We start from the raw sequence: 25,132 nt of genomic DNA, 5'->3' as shown, positions 1-25,132 counted from the left end.
TGTATTCTTAAACAAGTTTAACATACTAGAGATGGTTCATTCATGTATAATGCATATTAGACCTAAAAGCACGTCAGCAAGCATAAAATGTTATTCATTTTCAGCGAGCTCTGCTAAATAAGTCCAGCGTTCAATTAACTGTTCTAGTTTTTCACTTAGTTCAGTTTCCTGCTTCATGAAATCCTGTAATTTTGTAAAATCGCTGCCAGTTTCCGCCATTGCGGCTGTTACCTCTTCTAGCTTCTCCTCCGTTGCAGCTATGACCTCATCAATTTCCTCCCACTCTTTTTTCTCCTTATAGGTCATTTTCTTCTTCTTTTCCTTTTCTGGAGCTTTAGCAGCAGGTACAGCAGCGGCAACTGGCTTAATAGCCTCAACAGCCGATTCTTTTTCAAGATATTCACTATAATTTCCATAGAACGATTCAATTCGTCCTTCACCTTGAAGAACTAATAGTTGGTCGGCGACTTTATCGAGGAAATAGCGGTCATGGGAAACAGTGATGACCACTCCGGAAAACTCCTCAAGATAATCCTCAAGAACGGTCAATGTCTGTGTGTCCAGGTCATTTGTTGGTTCGTCCAATAATAATACGTTCGGAGCCGTCATTAATATTTTCAACAAATATAACCGGCGTTTTTCACCGCCTGAAAGCTTCCTGATTGGCGTGCCATGTGTAAATGGCGGGAATAAGAAGCGTTCCAGCATCTGGGCAGCAGAAATCGTCTTGCCATCTGACGTTTCTACTATTTGCGCTGTTTCTTTGATATACTCAATCATTCGCTTATTCTCATCCATATCTTCGCCTTCTTGGGTATAATAAGCGATTTTCACGGTCTGCCCCATATTATATTCGCCTTCATCAAGCGGGATCCGTTTAGCGAGAATATTTAATAAGGTAGACTTTCCAGTACCATTTTTCCCTATTATGCCAATCCGGTCGCCTGGCTTTATAAGCAGGTCAAATTGGTGCAGTATCGTCTTGTCCCCATATTGTTTCGTTGCATCCTTTAATTCAAAGACCTGTTTCCCCAAGCGGCTGCCGGACAACGCAATATCAAGCTTTTCAGAACCTGGTTTACCGCTGGCGAGTTTGTCATCGAGTTCATCAAAGCGCTGAATCCGAGCTTTCTGCTTCGTTGTTCTCGCCTTTGCACCGCGGCGGATCCACTCTAATTCTCGTCTGAAAAGGTTTTTTTGCTTCTCATACGTCGCTGCCTCGTTTTCTTCGCGAACCGCCTTGGCTTCTAAGAAGGCAGCATAATTTCCTTTATAACTGTATAGCTGACCGCGATCGAGTTCAAAAATGCGATTTGTCACGCGGTCCAAGAAATAACGATCATGGGTAACAAGCAGGATGGAGCCTTTATATCGGCTTAAATAATCCTCGAGCCATTTGACAGTTTCGAAATCGAGATGGTTTGTCGGCTCATCTAATATGAGAAGATCTGGCTCAGCAATCAGGACTTGCGCCAATGCTACGCGCTTTTTCTGTCCGCCGGAAAGGGCACCTAACCGCTGCTCGAATTCCACAATTCCTAATTTCGTTAATATTGATTTTGCATTTGTACTGGCATCCCAGGCATTAAGGGTATCCATTTGTCTTTGTAATCTAAAAAGTTCATCTTGAATTTTAGCATCATTTGGCGAACTGGCTAGACTTAACAGTACCCTTTCATATTCACGCATCAGCTTTACGATAGGGGCATCGCCGTAAAAGACTTGTTCTAGAACTGAACGGTCTGCATCAAATTCCAGCTGCTGCGACAGATAAGCAATGGAATAATCTTTCCCGGTAACAATTTTACCAGCATCAGGCTGGTCCATTCCGGCAACGATTTTTAATAAAGATGACTTACCCGTACCATTGACACCAATCAAGCCAACACGTTCCTTTTCAGCAATCGTAAACGTGATTTCTTGAAAAAGCTGCTTCTCTCCATATGTTTTCGTTACATTTTCGGCTGTGAGCATTTTCATATTGTCTTCCCATTCCATTCTTGAAAAAATTGTTCTAAAAAGGTTTCCATCATGTTTTGCCGGCTTTCGGCCATTTTTCTTGCAGTTTCGGTATTTAACAAGTCTTTTAGTTTAAGCAGTTTTTCATAAAAATGATGTATACCCGTCGATTTTCCTTTACGATATTCTTCTAAGCTCATTTCTTCCCTAACCTGAATTGTTGGGTTATATATTGGCTGGCCCTTTTTACCGCCATAGGCAAAGGCCCTGGCAATACCGATGGCCCCGATTGCGTCCAAGCGGTCGGCATCTTGAACAATTTCCGCTTCAACCGATGCTAGTTCACAGCCATTACCGCCTTTATAGGAAATAGTATCAATAATTTGCTGAACATGCTCTTTCGCTTTGTTTGAAATAGGGATTGACTGTAAAAAGCTTTCAAGCTTTTGCTGACCGCTTTCGGCATTTTCATTCAATTTTTCATCAGGTATATCGTGCAATAGTGCTGCCAATTCAATAATAAATGGGTCTCCAGATTGTTCCACATTGCATATATGAAGTGCACTTCTCCTAACCCGGTCGACATGAAACCAGTCATGTCCGGTGGCATCCTCACCTAACTGCTGACGGACATAGTCTTCCGTTTGTTGAATAATATTATCTTTCATCATTGTGCACCTGCTTTCATCTTTGCTATTTTATCATAAGAAAAGCGGAATCGCCCGTTTAGCGACGTATGTCCTGGAGGGTTTCGACTGAGATAAAGGAAACACGATGAGCGTAGCGATTCGATGTTGACTTATCGTAGGGAGAAGAACGAAGGACACTAGTCGCTGGGCGCTGAGCTAGACAGAAAAAACAATAAAAAATAACCCCGAAAAACTTCGGGGCTAGTTTCATCAGCTCATTCCATTAAACCAGCTGATGCCTAAGGTATTTTCTCCGGCATGAACACCGATCACGGCTCCAAGCGGGCAGCAAATTATTTTTAATTCAGGAAACTGTGTCTCAAGCTCACGCCGCCAGCCTTCAGCGTGCTCTTCATGTAAGCCATATAGGATATAAACTTCCTTTATGTTATTTTTTTCAAAGCTTGAGCGGAAGTAATTTAGAATTTTTTCTTTCGCTTTTTTCTCGCTTCTTACCTTTTCTTTAACAACCAAAGCTCCCTCATTAATGGCAATGATGGGTTTTACATTTAACATACTGCCAAGAAAAAACTGCAAACCAGTCATTCTTCCTCCGCGGTGAAGCTGTTCTAAACTGCCTATTAGGACATACGTCTCACCAGTTTTCTTGATTTGTTCAAGCTTCTCGATCACAGAGTCAATACTCTCTCCTGCAGCTTCCAACTCCATCCCTTTTTTCAGCAGTGCTGACATCGGGTACGTCAAGATGTGCGAATCAAACGTAGTAACGGGTATATTTACCAGCTTGGCTGCCTGTTCACTGGAGGAGACGGTACCGCTTAATTTTCCTGAAAGAAGGACCGTGACAATCCGATCATAGTCCTTTTCCAATTGTTCATATAATGTTTGAAACGCACCAACTGCAGGCTGCGATGTCTTTGGCGGATTCTTTAAGGTTTTTAGTCTGGCAAATAACTGCGAAGGGGTTAAGTCTACCCCGTCCGTATACTCTTCGTCATCCAATAAGATAGTTAAAGGAATCGTGTAGAGGTCTGGGTGGCTTTTCAATTCTTCATCCAAATAGGCAGTGCTATCTGTAACCCAAGCCGTTTTGAACAATGGCCATCTCCCCTTTTTAGTAATAGGTCATAATATCTAGTTACAACCATCGTAACCTTTAATTTTCATATTGTAAATATTTAAATTTAAAATAAAACCGGTATAAATACCGGTTACCATTGAAACCACTCTTGGGGAAAAGTGCTTCACTATCCATTGCTAAAATAGGTTTTGAGATCAATTAAAGTGGTTAACATAAATTCTGTCATCTCAACCAAATCGTCCATTTGTTCCTCTCGAATTAATCGCTCAAAATCAATTGTCACGACATTTTTTACTTTTTGAGGTTTAGCTAACGGATTATATTCGATAGTTTGTGTGATCTTTCTTAATTCACCCCAAACTCCTGAAAAAATCTTCTGAACAGCCTGATATTGGTTAATTTCATCCTCATGTTCGATAAAAAATTGAAGAGTAACATAGCACCCTGCTAATTTTTCTGAAACGCTGCCGGAAAGAAGCTCGGCTGCTAGATTATCAAACCTTGCTTCCAATTCAATTTTTGCAGAAAGTATGCCTTCAGCTATTTCAGGAAATGAAAAATAAATATTGAACATACGGGACATTTTGGCGATGTTGAAAATGTCATTACGGTCAGTGATGGCAATTTCTCCATCCAAATCCTTGTCGTAAAGGGCACCTTCAATCACCACCTTCATATTGTCAAAGGCAGCAGGATCAAACATAATAAACTTCGACTCCTTCGTTATGTAAAAAATCAAAAGAAAATCGGCGTTTGGCCGATTTTCTTATTATATCATTATGTTAGAAAAGCCCAGCGGCATTGCCATTTTCATCGACATCCATATTTAATGCTGCTGGTTTTTTCGGAAGGCCTGGCATCGTCATGATTTCACCTGTTAAGGCAACGATAAAGCCTGCACCAATAGATGGTTTGAATTCTCTAATGGTGACGGTAAAGTCAGTTGGTCTGCCAAGCTTGGAAGGATCATCTGACAAGGAATATTGAGATTTGGCCATACAAACCGGTAAATTGGACCAGCCGAATTTTTCAAAATCCTGCAGTTGTTTTCTGGCTTTAGAAGAAAACTCAACATCCTTACCGCCATAAACCTTTTGAACAATCGTTTTTACTTTATTTTCGATTGAGTCAGAGAGATCATATAATGGTTCAAATTTATTTTCCTCTTTTTCAATAACGGATAATAGCTTCTCGGCTAATTCGACTCCGCCTTCACCGCCTTTTTCCCAAACCTCTGTTAAGGCAACTTCAACGGCTTCCCGCTTGCACCAGTCTAATAATGTTTCGACTTCAAGATCAGTGTCTGTAATGAATTTATTAATCGCTACAACAACAGGCAGCCCAAAGCTTCTGATGGTTTCTATGTGTTTTTGCAGATTGGCAAACCCTAATGTTAGTGCAGGAATATTTTCATTCACCAATTCCGTTTTAGGCACACCTCCATGCATTTTTAAAGCACGTATAGTTGCTACAATAACAACGGCTTCAGGTCTTATTCCAGCACTTCTGGATTTAATATGTAAAAACTTTTCTGCCCCTAAGTCCGCTCCAAAGCCGGCCTCAGTAACCACGTAATCTGCTAATTTAGAAGCAGTTAGGGTCGCGATTGCACTATTGCATCCGTGGGCGATATTGGCAAACGGTCCGCCATGAATCAATGCAGGTGTATGTTCGATTGTCTGTACAAGATTCGGTTTAACAGCATCTTTTAATAATAATGCCAGTGCACCTTCAACCCCTAAGCTGCTAACTGTAACCGGCTCCTTATTATAATTATAGGCCACTACAATACGCGATAAGCGCTGCTTTAAATCGGTTAAATCGGTTGCCAGGCATAGAACAGCCATTATTTCTGAGGCAACCGTTATATCAAAGCCGTCTTCCCGCGGTACGCCCTGCAGTGGTCCGCCAAGACCAATGACTACTTTTCTTAAGGCACGGTCATTCAAATCGACAGCCCGTTTCCAAACAATTCTGCGAGGATCTATGTTCAATTCATTTCCTTGCTGAAGGTGATTATCAATTAAAGCAGCAAGGGCATTATTTGCCGTAGTAATAGCATGAAGGTCGCCGGTAAAATGCAGATTGATGTCTTCCATAGGCAGAACCTGTGCATAACCGCCGCCAGTCGCTCCGCCCTTTATTCCCATTGTTGGTCCTAAAGATGGTTCCCTAATGGCAAGCATCGCTTTTTTCCCAATCCGGTTAAAAGCATCCGCTAGCCCGACGGTAACAGTTGATTTGCCTTCACCGGCCGGAGTTGGATTAATCGCCGTAACTAAAATGATTTTTCCACTATCTTTTGTTTTTAGTTTAGCTAATGTCTTACTAGAGATTTTGGCTTTATATTTTCCAAAAAGCTCTAAGTCTTCCTCCTCAAGCTCGATTTTTTTGGCGATTTCAACAATTGGTTTCATCTTTGAAGCTTGTGCAATTTCAATGTCTGATTTTACGGTTGTCTTCATTGCCACTTAAATCCCCCACTCTTTCTATATTATAAACTACTATATTATTGTACCAAATAAGCGCTTACATTCCGAGTTATAATTGTGAACAAATTATTATCTTTTCCGAATTCACAATTATGTTTATAATGATAATATTACATTTTTTCTACTATTCGTTCACTAGTGAATGATATTTGCAATTAAGGGGGGAAGGCCATTGCCTATTAACATTCCAAAGTTATTACCGGCACGGGCAACGTTAGAGCAGGAGAATATCTTTATCATGGATGATGAACGAGCTACCAGCCAAGATATAAGACCATTAAATATCTTAATCTTGAATTTAATGCCTGAAAAAGAAAAGGCAGAAACACAGTTGTTAAGATTACTGGGGAACTCGCCATTACAGGTGAATGTTAATTTCTTAAAAACCAGCACCTATGAATCCACACATACGAGCAAGCAGCATCTTGAACAATTTTATACTACTTTCGCTGAAATCAAACATCAAAAATATGATGGCATGATTATTACCGGTGCTCCAGTTGAGTTATTAGATTTTGATCAAGTTAAATATTGGGCAGAGCTGGAAGAAATTATGGAGTGGACCAAAACGAATGTAACATCAACGTTACATATATGCTGGGGAGCACAAGCTGCCCTTTTCTATCATTATGGAATTGATAAATTTGAGCTGACACAAAAATGTTCAGGAATTTATGCCCATCAAATTTTTGAACAAAATGATACTTTGCTGAGGGGATTCGATGACCAGTTCTATGCACCGCATTCCCGCTATACAGATGTTTCTATTGATGCCATCAAAAATAATCCTGCCTTAACATTATTGGCTGCATCGGATGAAGCTGGTGCACTTTTGATTGCTTCCAAGGATCGTAAGCGTGTAATGATTACCGGACATTTAGAGTATGAATCTGATACGCTTGCACAGGAATATGAAAGAGATATTAATAAGGGTCTGCAAATTCACGTACCGGAAAACTACTTTCCTAATAACGACCCAACACAGCCGCCTATAAATCGCTGGCGCTCTCATGGCCACTTATTCTTTTCGAATTGGCTTAATTACTATGTATACCAAGAAACTCCATTCTTTTGGAAATAAGAAAAGCATCGGAAGGGTCTTCCGATGCTTCTCTCTGTTATTTAGGCTTTAATAATTGCTGCTTTCTACTGGAGTATAGTTCAGTGTAAAACGAATAATCTCTTTCAGGCCCCCTGTTCCCACAAGTCTTTACTGCTTGAACACCAGCTTTCAACCCATTCGTCCCACTGTTTTTCCGATTCTTCTTTCCAGCTAAAATTTGCCGCCCTATTACCTCAAATTGATTAGAATTCACAGCAATCCCTTACTGTTTCACTAATAATCGGTAATTCCCTTGATTAGAAATCATAAAAGTATGAAAAGATAACGATTAGGAGGAAGATAAAATGGAGACAATTACAGGACTGCACAGGAATCACTTTGGGCAGATTATTAGTTTTGTGACGTCGGAAGGCAGAGTCATCTCCTACCAAAAAGCATTAATGGATGCTGAGAATGGATTAATTTCTGGTGTTCAAACTGATGTTGATTTGGAAGGGAATATGTATTTGAAACCTGAGAATACTCAGAACTTTGATGATTTCCCAAATCTATTTTAGAAAAGCACCTAGCGTTCTGCCAGGTGCTTTTCTCTTACTCATTTTCATTTTGTCTCTGGATCTCTTTTAATACCTCAATACGGCTTTCTTCTTCTTCAAAATATTGCACAAGATCACCGATTCGGTCAATAGCATCCCAGCTTAAATGATGCTCAATTCCTTCGACATCATTATAAATGTTCTCATCCTTCACTCCAATGATTTTCAGGAATTGTTCAAGTAAATCATGTCGGAACACTAGGCGTTTTCCAATCTTTTTTCCCTTAGCGGTTAAAATAAGTCCTCTATATTTTTCATAGACAAGATATTCGTCTTTATCGAGCTTTTGCACCATTTTTGTTACTGAGGAGGGATGAACAGATAAAGCTTCCGCGATGTCAGAAACGCGAGCATATCCTTTTTCTTCAATCAATATATAAATTTGTTCAATATAATCTTCCATACTTGGTGTTGGCATCCCGAAGCCCTCCATTACTATTCATCATTAAAAGTTTACTATAGATATAAAAGGGTGACAAGGCTGTAGATTACAACTTCACCTCCCGTTAAGCCCTATTTTACTTGCGTATTTTCAAACAAAAACTTTAATTTATTTTCATTTCCATCTAAATGCAGCCTTGCATCAAAACTTCTTTCCTTGTTTGTAAACCCTTCAATCACTTCAGTTTTCCCTTCTGTAAGCAGAAGTTTGATGTTCTTTTGCGTGATTGTTTTGCCAAGGATCTTTTTGGAGATGGTAAAATCACAATGATTTTTATTATAATTGCTGCAGCCATAAAAACTGCCTTTGTCCACAATGGAGCCGTCACACTTTTTACACGGCCCAAGTTTCGTATAGGATTTCTTCTTTGTACGCTGCTTACCAGGAGTAAAGTTTTCACTTACCTCTTTTGGGAACGTCCAGCTTTCCGCCTGTTCAACCGTAGTGACAATTAAATGATGGACCATTTTCTTCGTTTGTTCCATAAACAGTTTTGGCGAAGCAGCGCCATCTGAAATTTCTTTCAGCTTTTCCTCCCATTTTGCTGTCATTTCTGGTGAAGCCAAAATTTCGCGGCCAATCGCTCCAATTAATATTTTTGCTTTTGCTGTTGCATAGACTAAATTCTTTTTTACTTCGATATAAGCCCGGTCCTTTAGCATTGTAATGATTCCTGCCCTGGTCGCTTCGGTGCCAAGGCCTTCCGTCTTCGATAAAATTCGTTCTAGTTCCTTATCATCAATATGCTTTCCGGCAGTTTTCATTAATGTAATCAGCTGTCCTTCTGTATAACGCTTAGGCGGCTGTGTCTGGCTCTCTTTTACCTCAACCTTAATAGTCTGTCCTTGTTCACCCTTTGTAAGCAATGGCAGAGCCGGGTCCTCATCTTGTTCCTTTTGGTGAAGAACCTTCCTCCAGCCCTCTTCGATTTGTACCTTCCCTTTAGAAATAAATTGCGCTCTGCCGTCAACCAGAGTCGTTATAGTTGTATATTCAGCTATCGCTTTATTATAATGAGCGGCAATCAGGCTCCTGACAATTAGGTCATAGATCTTTTGCTCATCTTGATTTAATTTCTCAATTTTCGGGATTTGCTCTGTAGGGATAATGGCATAGTGGTCAGTAACCTTTTTTTCGTTTACATAGCGTTTGTTTTCAGTAATCGAGGCGTTTGGTAAAGGAAATAAAGGCTGATAATCATTTATGTGACTCAATTTAGTAAGGATATCTGGAAAGCCGGCTGCTTCCTCTTTCGTTACATAACGTGAATCCGACCTTGGGTATGAGACATTCCCCTTTTGATATAGCTGCTGCAAGACATCGAGTGTTTTTTTCGGAGGAAATTTAAACCGTTTATTTGCCTCCGCTTGAAGAGCCGAAAGATTATATAACAACGGCGGCATGAATTCCTTGCGCTCGGAAATAACATCACTAACTTCAGCAGGCTTATTACGGCAGAAGGCAGCTACCTTGTCCGCAAGTTCCTTCGTTTTCACCCGGGTTTCTCCATCATTTTGCCATTTCCCAATATATTTTTTCTCATTGAACAAGAAATGTGCTTGAACTTCCCAAAACGGCTCGGATTTAAAATTTTCAATTTCTAATTCCCTTTTGACAATGAGCGCAAGTGTCGGGGTCTGCACTCTGCCAACAGAAAAAACGTCAGAAAAACCTGATTTCTGTAAAAGCAAGCTATAAAGCCTTGAAGCATTCATCCCTACAACCCAGTCCGCGCAGGCACGGGTATATGCTTCAAAATACAGATTTCGGGTATCCTGTTCATCTAATAATTTATTAAAACCCTCTCGAATAGCGTTTGGCGTTAATGACGAAATCCATAATCTTTTCATTGGCTTTCGGCATTTTGTTAACCGTAAAATATTGCGGATGATTAATTCTCCTTCACGCCCAGCATCGCCCGCATGAATAATTTCCGTCACACGAGTGTCGGAAACTAGTTTTTTTATGACTGTATATTGTTTCGCCTTGTCTTTTGTTACCTCATATGCAAAATGATCCGGAATGATTGGCAAAGCGTCTAATGACCATTTCTTCCATGATGGTTCGTATTTTTCCGGTTGGACTAATTGACATATATGACCGATGGCCCATGTTACATAGGCACCTGCCGGAAATATCTCATTTGGAAAAATTTCAATGTAGCCATTTTGTTTTTTATGTTTAAATATTGACGCCAAGGTTGATCCCTGATCTGGTTTTTCAGCAATAATTATTTTCATACATTTTGCCCCTTTTTTCTAAAAGAAAATAGACTATATCAATTATATCCGATTATAGCGCAAGAAAGATTGTAAATATTGTTACGGAAGTAATTTACAAGCCGAAAAAAATTAAAAGAGTGATCATTTGAATCACCCTTTCGCCAAAATCTCATTAAATTATTAGTTGGCTAACTCTTGAAAATACCAGTGTTCATCTGGAATAATACTTGATACAGTTAAGATAAATGATGGGATAGTCTCTACATCAAAAACAATCGCCCCGATTTTTTTCGTAAACATTAGGAAAGCATCTCCATGGGAATATTTCGATAGCTTTTCCCCAATATGCAGTAACGACAATAAGACAGCCTGCCTTTCATCTGCTTCAAATGAAACCTTTGGGGAGAATCGCAAGATCCATTCATCTTCTTTTATTGAAAAACGATACAATATCCTCACCCCATTATACAATATTCGTTAATTTAACATATGATTGACACATGTATTTTTATGTTATCAGCCCTATTAATAAAAAAACTTTTGAAAATTTCATGATTTGATTAAAAACCTTCTGCCCTTTCTTGACTGTCCAATTTCGTTATTGTATATTTAAAGCATCATGTAGACAACTTACATAGAACATCCTTTGAAATTGGCTACATGGTAATATTTATCTTCGGCACTAAAAAGGTGGTGCCTCAAAGGCTTAGGAGGAAGAAGTACATGCAAAACGGTAAAGTAAAATGGTTCAACAATGAAAAAGGCTTTGGTTTTATCGAAGTTGAAGGCGGCGACGATGTATTCGTACACTTCAGTGCTATCCAAGGTGACGGCTACAAATCATTAGAAGAAGGTCAAGAAGTTTCTTTCGAAATCGTAGAAGGAAACCGTGGACCTCAAGCTGCTAACGTAACTAAGATATAATCCAATAATAAATTGACAAATTAAAGGCTGACAAACTTTGTCAGCCTTTTTATTGTATTTCTTATATAAGTTTTTTTCCGTATTCCCTGAGCTTTTCGCCGATTGTACATTGTGTGATGCAAAAACGATGTGCCCGCCTTTTGCCTCCTTCTTTTTTTAACTGCTGGTGTACAAAACAGCCTTCACAATACTCTCCTATCAAGCTCTCCACCTGATAAAACACTTCTTTCCTGACTGATTGCTTCACTAATTTCCCACACCCCGCCCCTCATAAAATTAACATTTTGGAGAAGATTTCTTTTCCTTCCAACGCTTGCGTAGCCAGTCTATCTGCTTCCTTGTTTTCTTTTCTTGAAATCACCGTGAAAGTTGGTTTAAGATCGAGAGTCTTTATTTTTTCTTCAATTCGATCCAACCAGCGGTTCAATACTTCTTCATAGCAGGGCCATTCCCCTTCAAGCTGTTTTAATAGCCCTTGCGCATCCCCTTTAAATTCACAGGGGATGTGCTTAACACCTAAGTCCTCTAAGATATTTAAGGAATAATAAAATGCGGCATATTCCGCTTCGTTGTTAGACTCCATTTCATTAAAAAGATCATTTGCACGGATACGATACTTCTTTTTGCCTTGTTTAAAGAAAATGACAGCGCCTAAGCCAGCCTGATATGTTTCCTTTTGAAAGCCGCCATCAAAATAAACAGTTACGTCATGTGGGTCATCTTCAATTTCAGTTAACAGCTTTTTCATTTCCTTTAAAATCCAAGATGTCCCATTTTCATCATAAAAATACATATCACTTACTTTGCCGCTGGTTTCCAATTCTTCCCCCATTTGAATGGCAGTTTCACCTGATATCCAATCCGAATTGCATGGGACCTTTTCGTTATTTTTTAATTTATGCTTCCACTCGATCCTGAATCTCATTTTTGTCAGCCTTTCATTCATGATTTTTACAACTGCCTTACTATATATACGAACACTTTTTAATCATATTCTTTCTTATCATACCCACTTATACAAGAGAAAAATATTACCTCCACTCCTGTCATAATTATGTTACACTTTCCATATTGCAAATAAAGAGGAAATTAATTATTTGGAGGCAATTTTGAATATGAAAAAACCTATTATTGCTGATATAAGTTTACTGTTTGTAACATTTATTTGGGGGATGACCTTTGTCCTTGTCCAGAACGCCATCGATTTTCTAGAACCGTTTGCGTTTAACGGCATTCGTTTCTTACTTGCTGCAATATTGCTTTTTTTATGCTTATTAATTTTTGAAAAAAGTCAATTAAAACAATTAAATTTTAAAGTAGCTGCCTCAGGGTTTTTTATTGGTTTTTGGCTATTTCTTGGTTATGTAACACAAACAATCGGGCTATTATATACCACTACCTCTAAAGCAGGCTTTATTACGGGGTTAAGCGTTGTTTTAGTGCCTTTATTTTCTATGTTTATTTTAAAACAATTTCCAACCAGGAATGCAGTACTTGGTGTGTTAATTGCAACATTCGGTTTATTTCTGTTAACAATGACGGATGTAACAGCAATGAATATTGGTGACGGGTTTGTGTTTATTTGTGCTATTAGCTTTGCCCTTCATATTATCTTAACGGGAAAATTCTCGCATCAATATCCAACATTGCTGCTAACAGTCATTCAAATTTCGACCGTTGCAATTCTTTCGATGGTTTCCTCCTTCATTTTTGAAGACTGGAAACAATCATTTCGGGAAGATGTTTTATTATCTCAGGATGTCATCATTGCTTTAATGATTACAAGTATTTTTGCAACAGCTATAGCCTTTTTCATTCAAACTAATTTTCAAAAATACACATCAGCTACTAGGGTGGCGTTAATTTTCGCAATGGAGCCGGTGTTCGCCGCGATTGCAGGTTATTATTGGGTTGGTGAACGCCTTACATATAGCGCGCTATTAGGCTGCAGCTTAATCTTCATGGGAATGATTTTTGCAGAACTGCCTGTCAAAAAAATACCGATGCTGCGAAAAAGTAAAGGTTTAGAAGGATAAAATAAAACTCCCTTTTTTCTTGTTTAAAAGGGAGTTTCTTACTTAAATGGCTAATAATTCTGTTTCCTGAATAAACTTTAGCGCATCTTTTCTAGTGATTACCTGGTTTGTCATGAATGTTTCCAATAGGGATACATAAAAACTTCCGTCGAAGCTTTTTTGAGCTTTTAATGTTAATTCGATTGCAGTATTTATCAATTCATCTGAAGCATTTGTGTAGTGTTTCCCGAAGTATATAAAGCCAATCGCATCTTCTTGAAACTGGAAACCCTTTCCATCCAAGTAATGCAAGTATTCCTCCACTGTCCGCACGTAACTTACATCCCTCTCCTAAAAATCTTGGAAGTCCCTCTAAAATCTTAACTTAAATTTCGCCAATTTTCTATCCTTTTTTGTATATTTATGCCCGACAACCCCAATTAATGCACCTAGCAGCGCTCCGCCTAATACTTCTTCTGGCTGATGACCCAGCATTTCTTTTAGCTTTTTAGGAGGATCTTGTTTAAATTCAACACTTTCCTCTTTATGAATTTTTTCGATTAATTCATTTAGCGAATTTACTTTCAAAGTTAATTCACCTGTCTGCCGTCTTACCCCTTGTGCATCGTACATGACAATCAGGCCGTAAATAAGCGACAGTGCAAAGTCAAATGTCGGCATTCCACGTTTCAAAGCAATGTACGTTGTAAGAGTAGAAACACCGGCTGAATGAGAGCTTGGCATGCCGCCGGTACTGAAAAATAAATCCGGACGCCACTCCTTGGTCTTTAAATAATGAAGCGGAATTTTAACTCCTTGAGCAAGAGCTATGCTTAGAAGAGATAAATAGACTCCTCTGTTCATTTCAATCACCTCTTTCTTTATTGTTTAGAAAGCGGTGTTTTATTATGCGAAACGGAAATACTAAAAATCGGGAGGTGAACATCTATGGGTAAAAAGAGTAAAAATCGCGGTGTGAAAGCACCAGGGGTGAATCCACAAGGCTATGGCCAGGATGCAGAATTTGCAGAGGAGCCAAAAAGCAAATTAGAAAATCGCGCCAAAAAATCAAACACCAAAATTTAACTTACATAGGTGTCAGGCACCATGTGAAAAATTCACATGGTGCCTGACACCTTGAGCTTATAAAATGATCGCTTCGTCGATTGGCAGCAATCGTTGGAGACCGCGAATTTCCAGTTCCATTAATTTATTTAGTGCTTTGTCTCTTTCAATCTTGAGACCTGCCGATTCAATGGCGCAGCTTATAGGTACATCACATTTAATCTCCGCTAATTTTCTTGATAAGTGCAGCATGTCTAAATCCTGCTCGATTTTTGAACGGTATGATTTAGAAAGCAGGTCAAGATTAGAAACAATACCCTCGACATGATTGAATTCCTTTAACAGCTTGAGTGCTGTTTTCTCACCGATCCCTTTTACGCCGGGATAATTATCACTTGGGTCGCCCATTAGTGCTTTTAAATCAATCATTTGCCTTGGAGTAATCCCTTTTTCTTCAAAAAAGGTTTCCGGTGTATGAACAAGATAATTTCCATACCCTTTTTTTAATAAAATAACTGATATTTGTTCATCCAGCAGCTGAAGAATATCCTGATCACCTGTCAAGATCGACACATGGGCAAAATCTTTAACCTGGTTCGCAATCGTGCCGATGCAATCATCGGCTTCAAACCCCGCTAACCCGATGTTAGGAATATCAAAGGAATCCACTACCTCTTTGACTAAGTCAAATTGCGGGATTAATTCAATCGGTGCTTCGCCACGGTTTCCTTTATACGCTGAGAACAGCTCCGTTCGAAACGTTTTGCTGCCCATGTCCCAGCACACCGCCAAATGCGTCGGTTTAAAAGTTGAAACAGCGGTAAACATATGCTTTATAAATCCATGAATTCCATTTGTCGGAATTCCTTTTGAGTTAATCATATACTGCCCAGAAACAGCCGTTGCGTAAAACGCACGGAAGAGCAGTGCCATTCCATCAACAAGCATGAATGAAGGCTTTTGATCCATCATTATACAACCTCCTATTAGAAAAGCGTAAGCGCCTTGCTCAGGCGCTTGAGTTAGACAATAAAAGCACAAGCGCCCGCTTAGCTTAAATCACCAATTGGGCGCTTGTACTTGACAGTTAAAACAACACGTCTTCCATTATAACATAAAATCAGTCTTAAAGCTTAGTCGATTTTATTTTCCTCATAACTGATCCAATCGCTAAAGCTTCCTAAATACAGCTTTACTTTTTCAAATCCTGCCTCTTTTAAAGCCATGTAGTTTGGTGTAGCGGTTATACCGGATCCGCAGTAAACAATGATTTGTTTCTCAGGGTCGATATCCGCAAAACGTTCTTTTTGCTCCTCAACAGATTTAAACTGACCCGCGCTGAAGCACTCCAAAAATGGCTTATTAATGGCACCTGGAATATGACCTGCCTTTTTATCGATAGGTTCTTCTATCCCTAAATAACGCTTTGCTTCCCGAGAATCGATTAATACAGCATCAGTTTTACCTGTAGAAACTGCTCTTACCTCTTCTACATCTGCCAACAGTTCTTCACGGGCACAGCCGTGGAATTCTACCTTCTCAAATGTTGGTTCAGCGGAAGTAACAGGATAATTCGCTTCCTTCCATTGCTTAAAGCCCCCATTAAGTACAAACACATCATCATGACCCAAATATTGAAGCAGCCACCAAAAGCGGCCTGCAAATGCTCCTTCACCGTTGTCATAGGCTACGACCGAAACATTTTCGTTGATGCCCGCCTTTTCAAGCTTGGAAATCAGAACTTCCAGATTCGGCATAGGGTGACGGCCTCCATGCATGCCAACAGCACTAGACAAATCCTTCTCAATATCAAGGAAGACAGCTCCAGGTATATGGGATTCCTCATATTCCTGACGTCCCTTTTCCTTTTCTGCCAATGAAAAACGGCAATCAACGATTCTAATTTTGCTGTTGTGAATTTGGTTTAGCAGCCATTCCTTATCAACGATATTTTTCAAACTAGTTCCCCCTCATTAGTTCGCTAATTTTTGCCTGATTTCCTCCAGACGTTCAAGCGACACTCCGCCATCTAATGCGGCTAGTAAGCTTAAATAGAAATCCTCTGTCTGCCCCTTGAATTGTTCAATTAGACGGGTGAATTCATTTGTTATTTCATCCGTATAATATCCTTTAACTCTCTCTGACTCCTGCTGTAAATACTGATCTGCTAGTGGCTGTAAGATGTTAGTAAGCTCATCTGACATCAATTTTTTATCGTCCTTTTCAAAAAACGCCTTTGGACTCTTAAAATAAGACATGGCTTTTGTAAACACATGCTGTTCTGCTTTGCTAAAAGCGATTGGGAAATCTAATTCGTTATTGGAAATTGCTTCAAACCTTGAAAAAGAAAGATCCTGGTTTATTTCCTGCAAATGTCGAATTAATACTTCTTGAGATTCTATAAACAACTTTTCTGCAAACCGATCTAGTCTTACCGTTGTTGCCCTCATTTCTTGGGCAAAATCAAACCCAAAGCTTTCCAAAAATTCATCAAGTGCGGCCTGTAATGCTTTTTTCAAGTTGCGGCCATCATCCCTTAATGTGGATGGATTAAATGCCTCTTTAAAGAAATCACCGAAGCGGAAAAAGACGCGCTGCTTAATATAATAGATTAACTCTTCCGCTTCCTGAAGCATTCTGCTGTTTAGCGTGTCAGCAGTTTGTGCTGCTAATAACCTGCTGATTTGTGCCTTTTGCTGTTCAATATCCAACCGTTTCTTTTCTTTTATGCTTTGGTCTTCTTTTGAAGTCTGAATAAGTTTGTTTACAACATCCTGAACCCTTTCAACTTCTTTTTCCGCTGCAGAAACAGCCATTTGTGTCAGGTCGTTAGAAATAAACATCGAGAAATCCTGCTCGAAATGTTTCATTCCAGATGGCTCTGTTACGGCTTGATTAGTTTTCTCCCGTAATGCCAGCAAGCTGGATAATGGATATAGGTGCGGATTTCTAATCCCATACTTCATTAACTGCTCTTTAACATAATCACAGACGGCATCTTTCTCTTCTTCATCCTCTGCAAGATCAATCGCATTAATGATGAAAAACATTTTATCCAGCTGGAATGATTCCTTTACACGGCCAAGCTGAATTAAGAATTCCCGATCCGCTTTTGAAAAGGCATGGTTATAATAGGTCACGAAAAGAATTGCATCTGAGTTTTTAATATAATCAAATGCAACCCCGGTATGACGGGCATTAATGGAATCAGCCCCCGGTGTATCTACTAGAGTAATCCCTTTCCGGGTTAGTTCACAATCATAATAAAGCTCAATCCATTCCACATAACATGATTTTTCTTCCAAAGCGACAAACTCATTAAATTCGGAAAGATCTGTTTCTAAGACCGTCCCAAGCCTTGACACAAAAGAAGCATACCCTTTCGTAAATGCCTTAAGAAAGGCAAAATGTGTTTTCTCTAGGACACCAGCCTGACCTTTTTCAAGCATAATTTGGCTGATGACCTCAGCCGCCTCATAAAAATCTTTTGCCTCCAAATCAAAAACCTTCAGGGAACGGTTAACATCCTCAAGCATTGCTGCACTTTCCTTAAACTTTACCAACGCAGTACCATGCTTGTAATGAGGGGTAACCGGTTTAATTTTATTAATTGCGGCAGTTGTCGGATTAGGCGAAACCGGCAGCACCTTTTCTCCCATTAAGGCATTGGCAAAAGAGGATTTTCCCGCACTGAAGGCACCAAATAGCGCAATCGTAAAGCCCTTGTTTTCAAGCCTGCTGGCTTTCTCTGTTAATTCAGCGGAAAGCTTTTTAAAGCCAGGTAAATCAGAGATTAAATTCGAAGCAAGCTTAAGCCGCCCAACTGTTGCTTTTAAATGGTCATCTTCACTCTTAAGAACGGGTTCATTAACTTTAGTAACAGCTTCTTTGTTTTGATTTGAACGTATATTCTTTTTTTCATTGTCAGATATCAGTTCAGCATCCGTTTTAACAAGTTCGTATTCTTCTTCCTCTTGATCAAATACATGATGATCATTGTCATGTAATTCTTCCGATTTACTAAGGAGATCATGAAGCTGTCTCTCGTTATCTGCTGCTTTTTGTTGATATGTTTGTAAGGCGTCCAACGCCTCAACATATCTCTCCATTTTGCTGAATTGCTGCTCAAATTGTGCTTGTTGATTTGCTATTTGCTCAGCAGCTGCATCTAGGAATACCGTTTTAAATTCATCCAGCTGATTTCTAGCAATCTTTTTAATTTCATTTGCGACATCTTCCGTGTAATGAAGCAGATATTCACCAGATAAGCGTGCGCCAGGTTTTACTGCTTCAACTAATATTTGTTCAGAAACGGTGACGGTAAAGGCTTGGGCCAATCCCAGCAGCTCACCTTGATTCAATTTTGTCTCTTTTAGAGTCCTGAGCAGGAATTCACGCAAATGCCATTCAAGCTGTGACTTCGTTTTGTCAGCAATGTCTTGATAAAACTTATCCAGCCTTGCTTTTCTCTCTTCCAGCGTTTTCTGCTTGGAGAATAAGAAGCCAATCTTAAATTCCTTTTGGCAGGATTCCAAATAGCTTTCAGCAAGTGTCCTTGTTTGGAATGGCATTAAATAGGCATTTTTTAAAATTTGATTGATTTCATTATCAAATTCCTTTTCTTTTGCTTCGATTCCACCTTTTAAACCTGAAAGGTCTGAAGTTAGCTTTTGGTAGGATTCCATTAATCCCGCCTTTTCCTGATCAGATAATTCGTTTAAACGATCAAAAATTGGCGCAAGCTTTTCCTCCTCCAATTTGCTTGTTTTCGTATTATGTTCACCGGCAATTTTTTTCAAAGAGTGAAAAACAGATGGCAGTAAATATTTGTCCTTGGCTACTAAATGGTCTGCAATGAACTGCTCTAACTCGTGAAATTGATTCAGCGGATGATCTGGATATTTTAATGATGTATAAAAAATCCGAGCTGGCTTTACACCCCATGAACCAAAAGAATCGATAACACTTTTTTGAAAATCTTGAAAGCTTAACTCCTCATCTTTATGTTTATCAATTTGATTGACTACTAAATAAACTTCTTTTCCTGCTTCGGTCAATTCTTTCGTAAATAAAAAGTTTAGTTCCGCTTGAACATGGTTGTAGTCCATTACGTACAGAATTAAGTCAGCAAGATGAATAGCTGACTCTGTGGCTATACGGTGGGCATCATCGGCAGAATCAATGCCGGGTGTATCCATAATCACCGTATTAGCAGGCAGGTGTGACTCACTGCTGCTAATTTCTACTTCTTCAATTTTGTCGCCATCTTTGCAATAATTTTTTACTAAGTTATAGTCATAGGGAGCTAAATATAGCCGTGGCTTTTCATTCTTAAAGAATACCTTTGCATAATCTTCGCCGGATTTCACCTTTACCAGGTTGGCACTTGTTGGGATAGGACTTGATGGCAATAAATTCTCCCCTACTACCCGATTGATCATGGTTGATTTGCCTGCGGAAAAATGACCGCAAAACGCTATCGCATATTCTCGATTTACTAATTTTTTTGCAAGCTGTTTCACCTTTTCAGCATTCTCAATATCGTTTTTTTCCATTAAGTATTCATAAAGTAAAACAATTTTCTGTTTTAACGTCTGAATGGTTTCGTTTGGATTAGCTGTTTTCACCATTATGTTTTATACCCCTTAACAAACATGATAATAGTATCTATTTTATACGATAATTCTTACTTTTCCTATCTTGACATATTGAACATTATAAAAAAAGATAAAAAATAAAAAAGCCAAGGAGTTTGGAAACTCCTTGGCTGTATTGGAAATACCTATTTTAATGTGTAACGTTCTTTAATACGTGCTTCATAACAAATGTGTAAATAAGAATGGTTCCGCCAACTAAAGCATATGCCATATGTAACACTCTCCTTATCACGCTCGTACTTGAGAATGAATATCATTGTTAAATAGATTTTAGCACAGATGATAATCGTTTTCAACAGTCCAAATTAAAAATTTCACAGTTATTTAACATACTTTGGAATAAACCGATTATGCTCTTGAAAGATTCCCTCGTATTCCGTTAAACTTCTAAGCGCCCTCTCTTCTTCTGGAATCCGCACTCTTAGCATCAAAATATTTAATAAGGTAAAAAGGATTGCCGTAATGTACGATGAAAACAGCAATGGAATAACTAAGAGTTCAAGTGAAACGACGCAGTAATTTGGATGTCGTAAAAATCTATATGGCCCCTTCATGATGACTTTCGCATTTGGGAGTACAATAATTTTTGTATTCCAATATCTACCTAGAGATACAATTACCCAGACTCTTAAAAATTGCACAAGGACAAAAGAAAATAAAATCACAGGCCAAATCGGTGAGAGGCCTTGGTTTAATCCTATTTTCTCTAGGATAAAAGCCACAAAAAACAGCATATGCATCAATACCATAACACGATAATGGGAAGCTCCAAATTCTACGCCTCCCCGCTGTTTCATCCAATTTTCATTGCTTTTAGCAATTCCGAGTTCCATTGACCGAATGGCGGCTAGATAACTAATAAGGCAAATAAAAGGGAAAAAATCTATCAATCAAACCACCTCAATAGCAGCAATTCTGAACTAAAGCCAGGACCAAGAGCAGTGCATAAACCATATGAACCACGCGGGATTTCCAGCTCTAAATAGCGTTTCAAAACATACAGAATGGTCACTGATGACATATTCCCATATTGTCTCAGCACATCCAATGAAATATTAGTCCAATCAGTCGGAATTTCAAGCGCTTTCACATAGGCGTCCAATACTTTTTTACCGCCTGGATGAGCAATAAAATAATCAATATTGCTAATATCCATTCGATGCTGCTGTAGAAAGCTCATAACGTTGGGTTTTAGCCAGTTTTCGACGATACGAGGAATATCTCGAGAGAATACAACATATAACCCCTCATTTTTAATATCCCACCCCATCACGTCTAAGGAATCCGGCATTAGTGTAGACTGAACTGCCATGATCGACGGCATGGTCTTCTTTCTGCGAATCTGTTCCAAATTGCACTCATCGCCACATACTAAGGTACAGGCAACCCCATCAGCAAAAAGAGATGTACCAATTAAATTACTTTTTGACATGTCGTTATGCTGAAACGTAAGACTGCATAGTTCGACGGCAAGGACAAGAACCTTAGCTTTAGGAAACGCTAAACAATACTCATATGCTCTAGATAAACCGGCAGCACCCCCAGCACATCCAAGCCCCCAAATTGGTATCCGCTTTGTATACGGATGAAAAGGAAGCTGATTCATGATTCTTGCTTCAATCGTTGGAGTCGCAAGTCCGGTCGTCGAGATAAAAAAGATTGCATCGATTTCTTCAAAATGAACGGGATTCAATAGAAATGAACGATTGGTTAAACACTTCTCAATTGCCTCTTTACCTAAGGAGACGGCCGCTTCAATATAAGCCTCATTTTTTTCTTCAAATGAATGGCTTGTTCTAAACCAATCTACATTTTTTACAAAATGACGTTTCTCAATTTGCCCATTTTGAAAGGCTGCAAGCAGCCTTTCAATGTCCTTAAAAGAATCGAAAAATAGCTCTCTGGCAAACTGGCTGGCTGTTTCTTGATTGATCATGTAAGGAGGAATAGCTTCTGCAGCTGAAATGATGGTCGGCATGGTTCATACCCCCTATTCTTCTTTACGGGTATTTTTACCACTTTAAACAGAATTATGCAGTTTATTTTACGGCGGGGAATTAAAAAAAAGCTCCCCCCAGTGGAGAAGCAAACGTTTTGAAGGTTGTTGTTGTTGTTGTGCACTTTTATTATATAACAGGATGAATCGACAAGCATTGCACAATCTTTTCCAATTTTTAAATTACTTATTTCTCTGGCTGTTTTTGTACCTCTATTTTTATTTTGTTACTTGCAAGGGTTCCGCATATTTTACATGTTTCCATTTTGTTATATAGCAGTCGGCATTGTTCACAATAATATTTCTCCATATTCACCACTCTCTTCGGAATTAAAAAAATAGTTTTTTTGTTATTTTATTTCTGTCTTTTCCGCAATGTGACAGAAAATCAATGTGATTCTGATTACAACTATTCAATTACTTAAGTCACAGAGAAGATGTGATCTTTCACATTTTATTCACATTTACACCGAGGTATTTGTGACATAAATCACTGTTATATCAAGTTTTTAACATTAACATAGTGAATACCTAAGTAATGAACAATTTGTGAACTGCGAAATTTCATATTTTCCTTTTCCAATTGTTTTGTATTATGAAAGAGAACTTACTAAATTTATTTTTTCAACTTTCGGAAGGGAGTGTATAGGGATGGCGAATCCAGAATTAAAAACAAAGCAAAAAACAGAAATAGAAGACAGTTCTTCTTTAAAGGGGACGTTTGCCTCTGTTTTATTCTTAGGATTATTTATTATCATTTCGTGGCTTAGTGTCTACTTCCTATTCGTAGAACGTTTCTAATTAATTGAAGGGGGAAAAAATTATGCACATGCATAAACTGGAGAAGATTTGGCTGATCCTCGGTATCAGCTGTCTCATCATTTTCTTAACAACTGTAGGTGTAAGCGCCTTCTACCTTGGCAACAAACCGCCAAGCTGTTTAACCACCATTGATTCAGAAAAGGTGGATACGACAAAACCATTCGATAAACCAGGACTGCATAAGGTTGAGGGAAAAGAATGGGACTATGAATTAGTTTATGTGGCTTCCGCTTTCTCGTATAATCCAGCTAAAGTGGAAGTTCCACTTGGCGCAAAGGTTAAAGTAATCGCAACAACTAAAGACGTTATTCACGGTTTTGAGGTGGCCGGAACAAATATCAACATGATGCTTGAACCAGGTTATGTCAGCGAATATACAACAACCTTTGATAAAGCCGGCGAATATTTAATCGTATGTAATGAATATTGCGGATCGGGACACCATTTAATGTTCTCTAAGATTGAGGTGGTTAAATAATGATTAACAGTTACGGTGCAAAAGCAAAAGTTGATCCTAAAGATGCAAAACTTTCTATGGCGCATTTCTTTGTTGCATTCGGTGCGCTTGCTCTAGGCGGGCTTATGGGGTTACTTCAAACCCTTGTCCGGTCAGGGAAATTTGAACTTCCTTTAGGAATTGGCTATTATCAAGTATTAACTGCACATGGTGTGCTAATGGGACTTGTTCTAACAACGTTTTTTATCATGGGCTTCCAGTATGCTGCTGTCAGCAGAACTGCCGGCACCCATTCAAATGCCGCTAGAACCACAGGCTGGGTCGGTTTTTGGTTAATGACAGCCGGCACTTTAATGTCCGGTACCATGATTTTACTTAATGAAGCATCTGTACTTTATACATTCTATGCACCGCTGCAGGCACATTGGATTTTTTACTTAGGCTTAACATTAGTCGTTGTCGGCAGCTGGGTTGACGGTGCTGCACAAATTATGACTTATGCTAAATGGCGCAGGAATAACCCTGGAAAACCAAGTCCATTATTAAGCTTTATGGCCGTTATTAATACTGTCATGTGGATTGTCGCTACAATCGGTGTCGCAGCAACCGTCTTATTCCAATTACTTCCTTGGTCTTTAGGTTTAGTTGACCGTGTGGATGTATTAGTGAGCCGTACCCTATTCTGGTACTTCGGACACCCGCTTGTGTATTTCTGGTTACTCCCAGCTTATATGTGCTGGTATGCTATCATTCCGAAGATTATTGGCGGTAAGATTTTCTCAGATTCATTGGCACGTTTATCTTTTATTCTATTTTTGCTTTTCTCAATTCCAGTTGGGTTTCACCATCAGTTGACCGAACCAGGAATTGATCCAGCATGGAAGTTTTTCCAAGTTATTTTAACGTTCATGGTTGTTATCCCATCATTAATGACTGCATTTTCTTTATTTGCAACATTTGAAAGATATGGACGCGGTAAAGGAGCTAAAGGTCTTCTTGGCTGGTTTAAGGTCCTGCCTTGGAATGATGCCCGTTTCATCGTTCCGTTCATTGGAATGGCTTCCTTTATTCCTGCTGGTGCAGGCGGTATTATCAATGCTTCGAACCAAATGGACCAAGTTGTCCATAATACCATTTGGGTAACAGGACACTTCCATTTAACTGCAGCAACATCTGTAGTGTTAACATTCTTTGGTATTTCTTACTGGCTTGTGCCTCATTTAACCGGTCGGAAATTAACAAAAGCAATGAATAAGTTGGGGATTATCCAAGCATGGGTTTGGTTTATTGGAATGGCGTTCATGTCAGGTGCCATGCATATTCAAGGTCTTTTGGGGGGTCCACGCCGTTCAGCGTTCTCAACCTATGGAGATTCTCAGCAGGCTCTTGATTGGATTCCATATCAAATTGCCCAAGCTGTTGGCGGTACAATTTTATTCCTTGGCATTATTTTAGTTGTGATCATCTTTATTAACCTTGCTTTTTTTGCTCCAAAAGGAGAAGAAGAATTCCCTGTTGGGGAAGCAGAAAATCTCGATGAAAAAGCACCAATGGTATTTGAAAATTGGAAATTATGGCTTGGGATCCTAACAGCACTGATTCTGTTTGCTTACACGATTCCGTTTATCGATATTATCCAAAATGCTCCTCCAGGATCAAAAGGGTTTAAAACTTGGTAAAAAACCAATCAA

At 39.1% G+C, this 25,132-nt stretch carries 26 protein-coding genes; 8 read left to right on the top strand and 18 right to left on the bottom strand.

Going from position 1 to position 25,132, the window contains the following annotated elements:
- Window positions 1-90: 90 nt before the first annotated feature.
- From IE222_RS09080 to IE222_RS09060, 5 genes are all read right to left on the bottom strand, one after another.
- Window positions 91-1,980, bottom strand: coding sequence for an ABC-F family ATP-binding cassette domain-containing protein (locus IE222_RS09080; RefSeq protein ID WP_191272178.1), 1,890 nt, complete (start codon window positions 1,978-1,980; stop codon window positions 91-93).
- Complete coding sequence (locus tag IE222_RS09075) at window positions 1,977-2,630, bottom strand: HD domain-containing protein (RefSeq protein WP_370465024.1); 654 nt, start codon at window positions 2,628-2,630, stop codon at window positions 1,977-1,979. Before IE222_RS09075 ends, IE222_RS09080 begins: the two co-directional genes overlap by 4 nt.
- Window positions 2,631-2,858: 228 nt before the next feature.
- Window positions 2,859-3,707 (bottom strand): DegV family protein, encoded by an 849-nt coding sequence (locus tag IE222_RS09070; protein WP_191271939.1) that lies wholly within the window; start codon window positions 3,705-3,707, stop codon window positions 2,859-2,861.
- Window positions 3,708-3,856: 149 nt separating this feature from the next.
- Window positions 3,857-4,393 (bottom strand): hypothetical protein, encoded by a 537-nt coding sequence (locus IE222_RS09065; protein WP_223282632.1) that lies wholly within the window; start codon window positions 4,391-4,393, stop codon window positions 3,857-3,859.
- A 79-nt stretch (window positions 4,394-4,472) separates the two neighbouring features.
- Window positions 4,473-6,155 carry a formate--tetrahydrofolate ligase gene (locus tag IE222_RS09060; protein ID WP_370465030.1) on the bottom strand — a complete coding sequence of 561 codons (1,683 nt, stop codon included), beginning with the start codon at window positions 6,153-6,155 and terminating at the stop codon, window positions 4,473-4,475.
- 199 nt (window positions 6,156-6,354) lie between these two features.
- Here IE222_RS09060 and metA point away from each other — a divergent pair, with 199 nt between their 5' ends.
- A complete protein-coding gene (metA, locus tag IE222_RS09055; RefSeq protein WP_191271934.1) occupies window positions 6,355-7,263 on the top strand; it encodes a homoserine O-acetyltransferase MetA in 909 nt (302 codons plus the stop codon).
- 37 nt (window positions 7,264-7,300) lie between these two features.
- Here the strand turns inward: metA and IE222_RS09050 are convergent, their stop codons facing one another.
- Complete coding sequence (locus IE222_RS09050) at window positions 7,301-7,498, bottom strand: hypothetical protein (protein WP_191271932.1); 198 nt, start codon at window positions 7,496-7,498, stop codon at window positions 7,301-7,303.
- Between the two features lie 91 nt (window positions 7,499-7,589).
- Between IE222_RS09050 and IE222_RS09045 the strand changes: the two genes are divergently transcribed.
- Window positions 7,590-7,802 (top strand): DUF3892 domain-containing protein, encoded by a 213-nt coding sequence (locus tag IE222_RS09045; protein WP_191271930.1) that lies wholly within the window; start codon window positions 7,590-7,592, stop codon window positions 7,800-7,802.
- Between the two features lie 34 nt (window positions 7,803-7,836).
- Here IE222_RS09045 and mntR read toward each other — a convergent pair whose 3' ends face one another.
- The 3 genes from mntR to IE222_RS09030 form a co-directional block, all read right to left on the bottom strand.
- Window positions 7,837-8,259 carry a transcriptional regulator MntR gene (mntR, locus tag IE222_RS09040; RefSeq protein ID WP_191271928.1) on the bottom strand — a complete coding sequence of 141 codons (423 nt, stop codon included), beginning with the start codon at window positions 8,257-8,259 and terminating at the stop codon, window positions 7,837-7,839.
- A 95-nt stretch (window positions 8,260-8,354) separates the two neighbouring features.
- Entirely contained in the window at window positions 8,355-10,523 is a 2,169-nt protein-coding gene (locus tag IE222_RS09035; RefSeq protein WP_191271926.1) for a DNA topoisomerase III, read from the bottom strand.
- 162 nt (window positions 10,524-10,685) lie between these two features.
- A complete protein-coding gene (locus tag IE222_RS09030) occupies window positions 10,686-10,955 on the bottom strand; it encodes a hypothetical protein (protein ID WP_191271924.1) in 270 nt (89 codons plus the stop codon).
- 273 nt (window positions 10,956-11,228) lie between these two features.
- Here IE222_RS09030 and cspD point away from each other — a divergent pair, with 273 nt between their 5' ends.
- Window positions 11,229-11,429, top strand: coding sequence for a cold-shock protein CspD (cspD, locus tag IE222_RS09025; RefSeq protein ID WP_191271922.1), 201 nt, complete (start codon window positions 11,229-11,231; stop codon window positions 11,427-11,429).
- A gap of 61 nt (window positions 11,430-11,490) precedes the next feature.
- Here the strand turns inward: cspD and IE222_RS09020 are convergent, their stop codons facing one another.
- Together IE222_RS09020 and IE222_RS09015 are read right to left on the bottom strand one after the other, a co-directional pair.
- Complete coding sequence (locus IE222_RS09020; protein WP_308435596.1) at window positions 11,491-11,652, bottom strand: zinc-finger domain-containing protein; 162 nt, start codon at window positions 11,650-11,652, stop codon at window positions 11,491-11,493.
- Between the two features lie 45 nt (window positions 11,653-11,697).
- Window positions 11,698-12,354, bottom strand: coding sequence for a reverse transcriptase-like protein (locus IE222_RS09015; RefSeq protein ID WP_191271918.1), 657 nt, complete (start codon window positions 12,352-12,354; stop codon window positions 11,698-11,700).
- A 190-nt stretch (window positions 12,355-12,544) separates the two neighbouring features.
- On the opposite strand from IE222_RS09015, the gene IE222_RS09010 reads away from it, so the two are divergent.
- A complete protein-coding gene (locus tag IE222_RS09010) occupies window positions 12,545-13,465 on the top strand; it encodes a DMT family transporter (RefSeq protein WP_191271916.1) in 921 nt (306 codons plus the stop codon).
- A 42-nt stretch (window positions 13,466-13,507) separates the two neighbouring features.
- On the opposite strand, the gene IE222_RS09005 is transcribed toward IE222_RS09010, so the two are convergent.
- Together IE222_RS09005 and IE222_RS09000 are read right to left on the bottom strand one after the other, a co-directional pair.
- Complete coding sequence (locus IE222_RS09005) at window positions 13,508-13,777, bottom strand: DUF6123 family protein (RefSeq protein ID WP_191271914.1); 270 nt, start codon at window positions 13,775-13,777, stop codon at window positions 13,508-13,510.
- Window positions 13,778-13,816: 39 nt separating this feature from the next.
- Window positions 13,817-14,308 (bottom strand): divergent PAP2 family protein, encoded by a 492-nt coding sequence (locus IE222_RS09000; protein WP_191271912.1) that lies wholly within the window; start codon window positions 14,306-14,308, stop codon window positions 13,817-13,819.
- An 84-nt stretch (window positions 14,309-14,392) separates the two neighbouring features.
- Between IE222_RS09000 and sspL the strand changes: the two genes are divergently transcribed.
- Window positions 14,393-14,530: a small, acid-soluble spore protein L gene (gene sspL / locus IE222_RS08995; protein ID WP_191271910.1), complete on the top strand. Its 138-nt coding sequence runs from the start codon at window positions 14,393-14,395 to the stop codon at window positions 14,528-14,530.
- 57 nt (window positions 14,531-14,587) lie between these two features.
- On the opposite strand, the gene IE222_RS08990 is transcribed toward sspL, so the two are convergent.
- The 5 genes from IE222_RS08990 to IE222_RS08970 form a co-directional block, all read right to left on the bottom strand.
- Window positions 14,588-15,481: a 5'-3' exonuclease gene (locus tag IE222_RS08990; RefSeq protein WP_191271908.1), complete on the bottom strand. Its 894-nt coding sequence runs from the start codon at window positions 15,479-15,481 to the stop codon at window positions 14,588-14,590.
- Window positions 15,482-15,642: 161 nt separating this feature from the next.
- Entirely contained in the window at window positions 15,643-16,467 is an 825-nt protein-coding gene (locus IE222_RS08985) for a sulfurtransferase (protein WP_191271907.1), read from the bottom strand.
- A 15-nt stretch (window positions 16,468-16,482) separates the two neighbouring features.
- Complete coding sequence (locus IE222_RS08980) at window positions 16,483-20,139, bottom strand: dynamin family protein (protein WP_191271905.1); 3,657 nt, start codon at window positions 20,137-20,139, stop codon at window positions 16,483-16,485.
- Window positions 20,140-20,486: 347 nt separating this feature from the next.
- Entirely contained in the window at window positions 20,487-21,056 is a 570-nt protein-coding gene (locus IE222_RS08975) for an isoprenylcysteine carboxyl methyltransferase family protein (RefSeq protein ID WP_223282631.1), read from the bottom strand.
- A complete protein-coding gene (locus tag IE222_RS08970) occupies window positions 21,053-22,144 on the bottom strand; it encodes a type III polyketide synthase (protein WP_191271903.1) in 1,092 nt (363 codons plus the stop codon). Before IE222_RS08970 ends, IE222_RS08975 begins: the two co-directional genes overlap by 4 nt.
- A gap of 669 nt (window positions 22,145-22,813) precedes the next feature.
- Here IE222_RS08970 and IE222_RS08965 point away from each other — a divergent pair.
- The 3 genes from IE222_RS08965 to IE222_RS08955 are packed head-to-tail and all read left to right on the top strand — an operon-like array spanning window position 22,814 to window position 25,120.
- Entirely contained in the window at window positions 22,814-22,963 is a 150-nt protein-coding gene (locus IE222_RS08965) for a cytochrome c oxidase subunit 2A (RefSeq protein ID WP_191271901.1), read from the top strand.
- A gap of 22 nt (window positions 22,964-22,985) precedes the next feature.
- A complete protein-coding gene (locus tag IE222_RS08960; protein ID WP_191271899.1) occupies window positions 22,986-23,462 on the top strand; it encodes a cytochrome c oxidase subunit II in 477 nt (158 codons plus the stop codon).
- Window positions 23,462-25,120 (top strand): b(o/a)3-type cytochrome-c oxidase subunit 1, encoded by a 1,659-nt coding sequence (locus IE222_RS08955; protein WP_191271898.1) that lies wholly within the window; start codon window positions 23,462-23,464, stop codon window positions 25,118-25,120. Before IE222_RS08960 ends, IE222_RS08955 begins: the two co-directional genes overlap by 1 nt.
- The last annotated feature ends 12 nt before the right edge of the window (window positions 25,121-25,132 follow it).

The sequence above is a fragment of the Neobacillus kokaensis genome, assembly GCF_014656545.1.
Taxonomy (GTDB): domain Bacteria; phylum Bacillota; class Bacilli; order Bacillales; family Cytobacillaceae; genus Neobacillus; species Neobacillus kokaensis.
Note: the sequence above shows the minus strand (reverse complement) of the source record. Positions and strands in the feature narration are given on the sequence as shown.

Excerpts from the sequence above, each read along its gene's own strand:
- IE222_RS08990 (WP_191271908.1), bottom strand. The coding sequence starts at position 15,481 with ATGATGGATCAAAAGCCTTCATTCATGCTTGTTGATGGAATGGCACTG.
- cspD (WP_191271922.1), top strand. The coding sequence starts at position 11,229 with ATGCAAAACGGTAAAGTAAAATGGTTCAACAATGAAAAAGGCTTTGGT.
- IE222_RS09035 (WP_191271926.1), bottom strand. The coding sequence starts at position 10,523 with ATGAAAATAATTATTGCTGAAAAACCAGATCAGGGATCAACCTTGGCG.
- IE222_RS09065 (WP_223282632.1), bottom strand. The coding sequence starts at position 4,393 with ATGTTTGATCCTGCTGCCTTTGACAATATGAAGGTGGTGATTGAAGGT.
- IE222_RS08980 (WP_191271905.1), bottom strand. The coding sequence starts at position 20,139 with ATGGTGAAAACAGCTAATCCAAACGAAACCATTCAGACGTTAAAACAG.
- IE222_RS09075 (WP_370465024.1), bottom strand. The coding sequence starts at position 2,630 with ATGATGAAAGATAATATTATTCAACAAACGGAAGACTATGTCCGTCAG.
- IE222_RS09080 (WP_191272178.1), bottom strand. The coding sequence starts at position 1,980 with ATGAAAATGCTCACAGCCGAAAATGTAACGAAAACATATGGAGAGAAG.
- IE222_RS08970 (WP_191271903.1), bottom strand. The coding sequence starts at position 22,144 with ATGCCGACCATCATTTCAGCTGCAGAAGCTATTCCTCCTTACATGATC.
- IE222_RS09060 (WP_370465030.1), bottom strand. The coding sequence starts at position 6,155 with ATGAAGACAACCGTAAAATCAGACATTGAAATTGCACAAGCTTCAAAG.
- IE222_RS09045 (WP_191271930.1), top strand. The coding sequence starts at position 7,590 with ATGGAGACAATTACAGGACTGCACAGGAATCACTTTGGGCAGATTATT.
- mntR (WP_191271928.1), bottom strand. The coding sequence starts at position 8,259 with ATGCCAACACCAAGTATGGAAGATTATATTGAACAAATTTATATATTG.
- IE222_RS09000 (WP_191271912.1), bottom strand. The coding sequence starts at position 14,308 with ATGAACAGAGGAGTCTATTTATCTCTTCTAAGCATAGCTCTTGCTCAA.
- IE222_RS08965 (WP_191271901.1), top strand. The coding sequence starts at position 22,814 with ATGGCGAATCCAGAATTAAAAACAAAGCAAAAAACAGAAATAGAAGAC.
- IE222_RS08955 (WP_191271898.1), top strand. The coding sequence starts at position 23,462 with ATGATTAACAGTTACGGTGCAAAAGCAAAAGTTGATCCTAAAGATGCA.
- IE222_RS09015 (WP_191271918.1), bottom strand. The coding sequence starts at position 12,354 with ATGAGATTCAGGATCGAGTGGAAGCATAAATTAAAAAATAACGAAAAG.
- sspL (WP_191271910.1), top strand. The coding sequence starts at position 14,393 with ATGGGTAAAAAGAGTAAAAATCGCGGTGTGAAAGCACCAGGGGTGAAT.
- IE222_RS09010 (WP_191271916.1), top strand. The coding sequence starts at position 12,545 with ATGAAAAAACCTATTATTGCTGATATAAGTTTACTGTTTGTAACATTT.
- IE222_RS08960 (WP_191271899.1), top strand. The coding sequence starts at position 22,986 with ATGCACATGCATAAACTGGAGAAGATTTGGCTGATCCTCGGTATCAGC.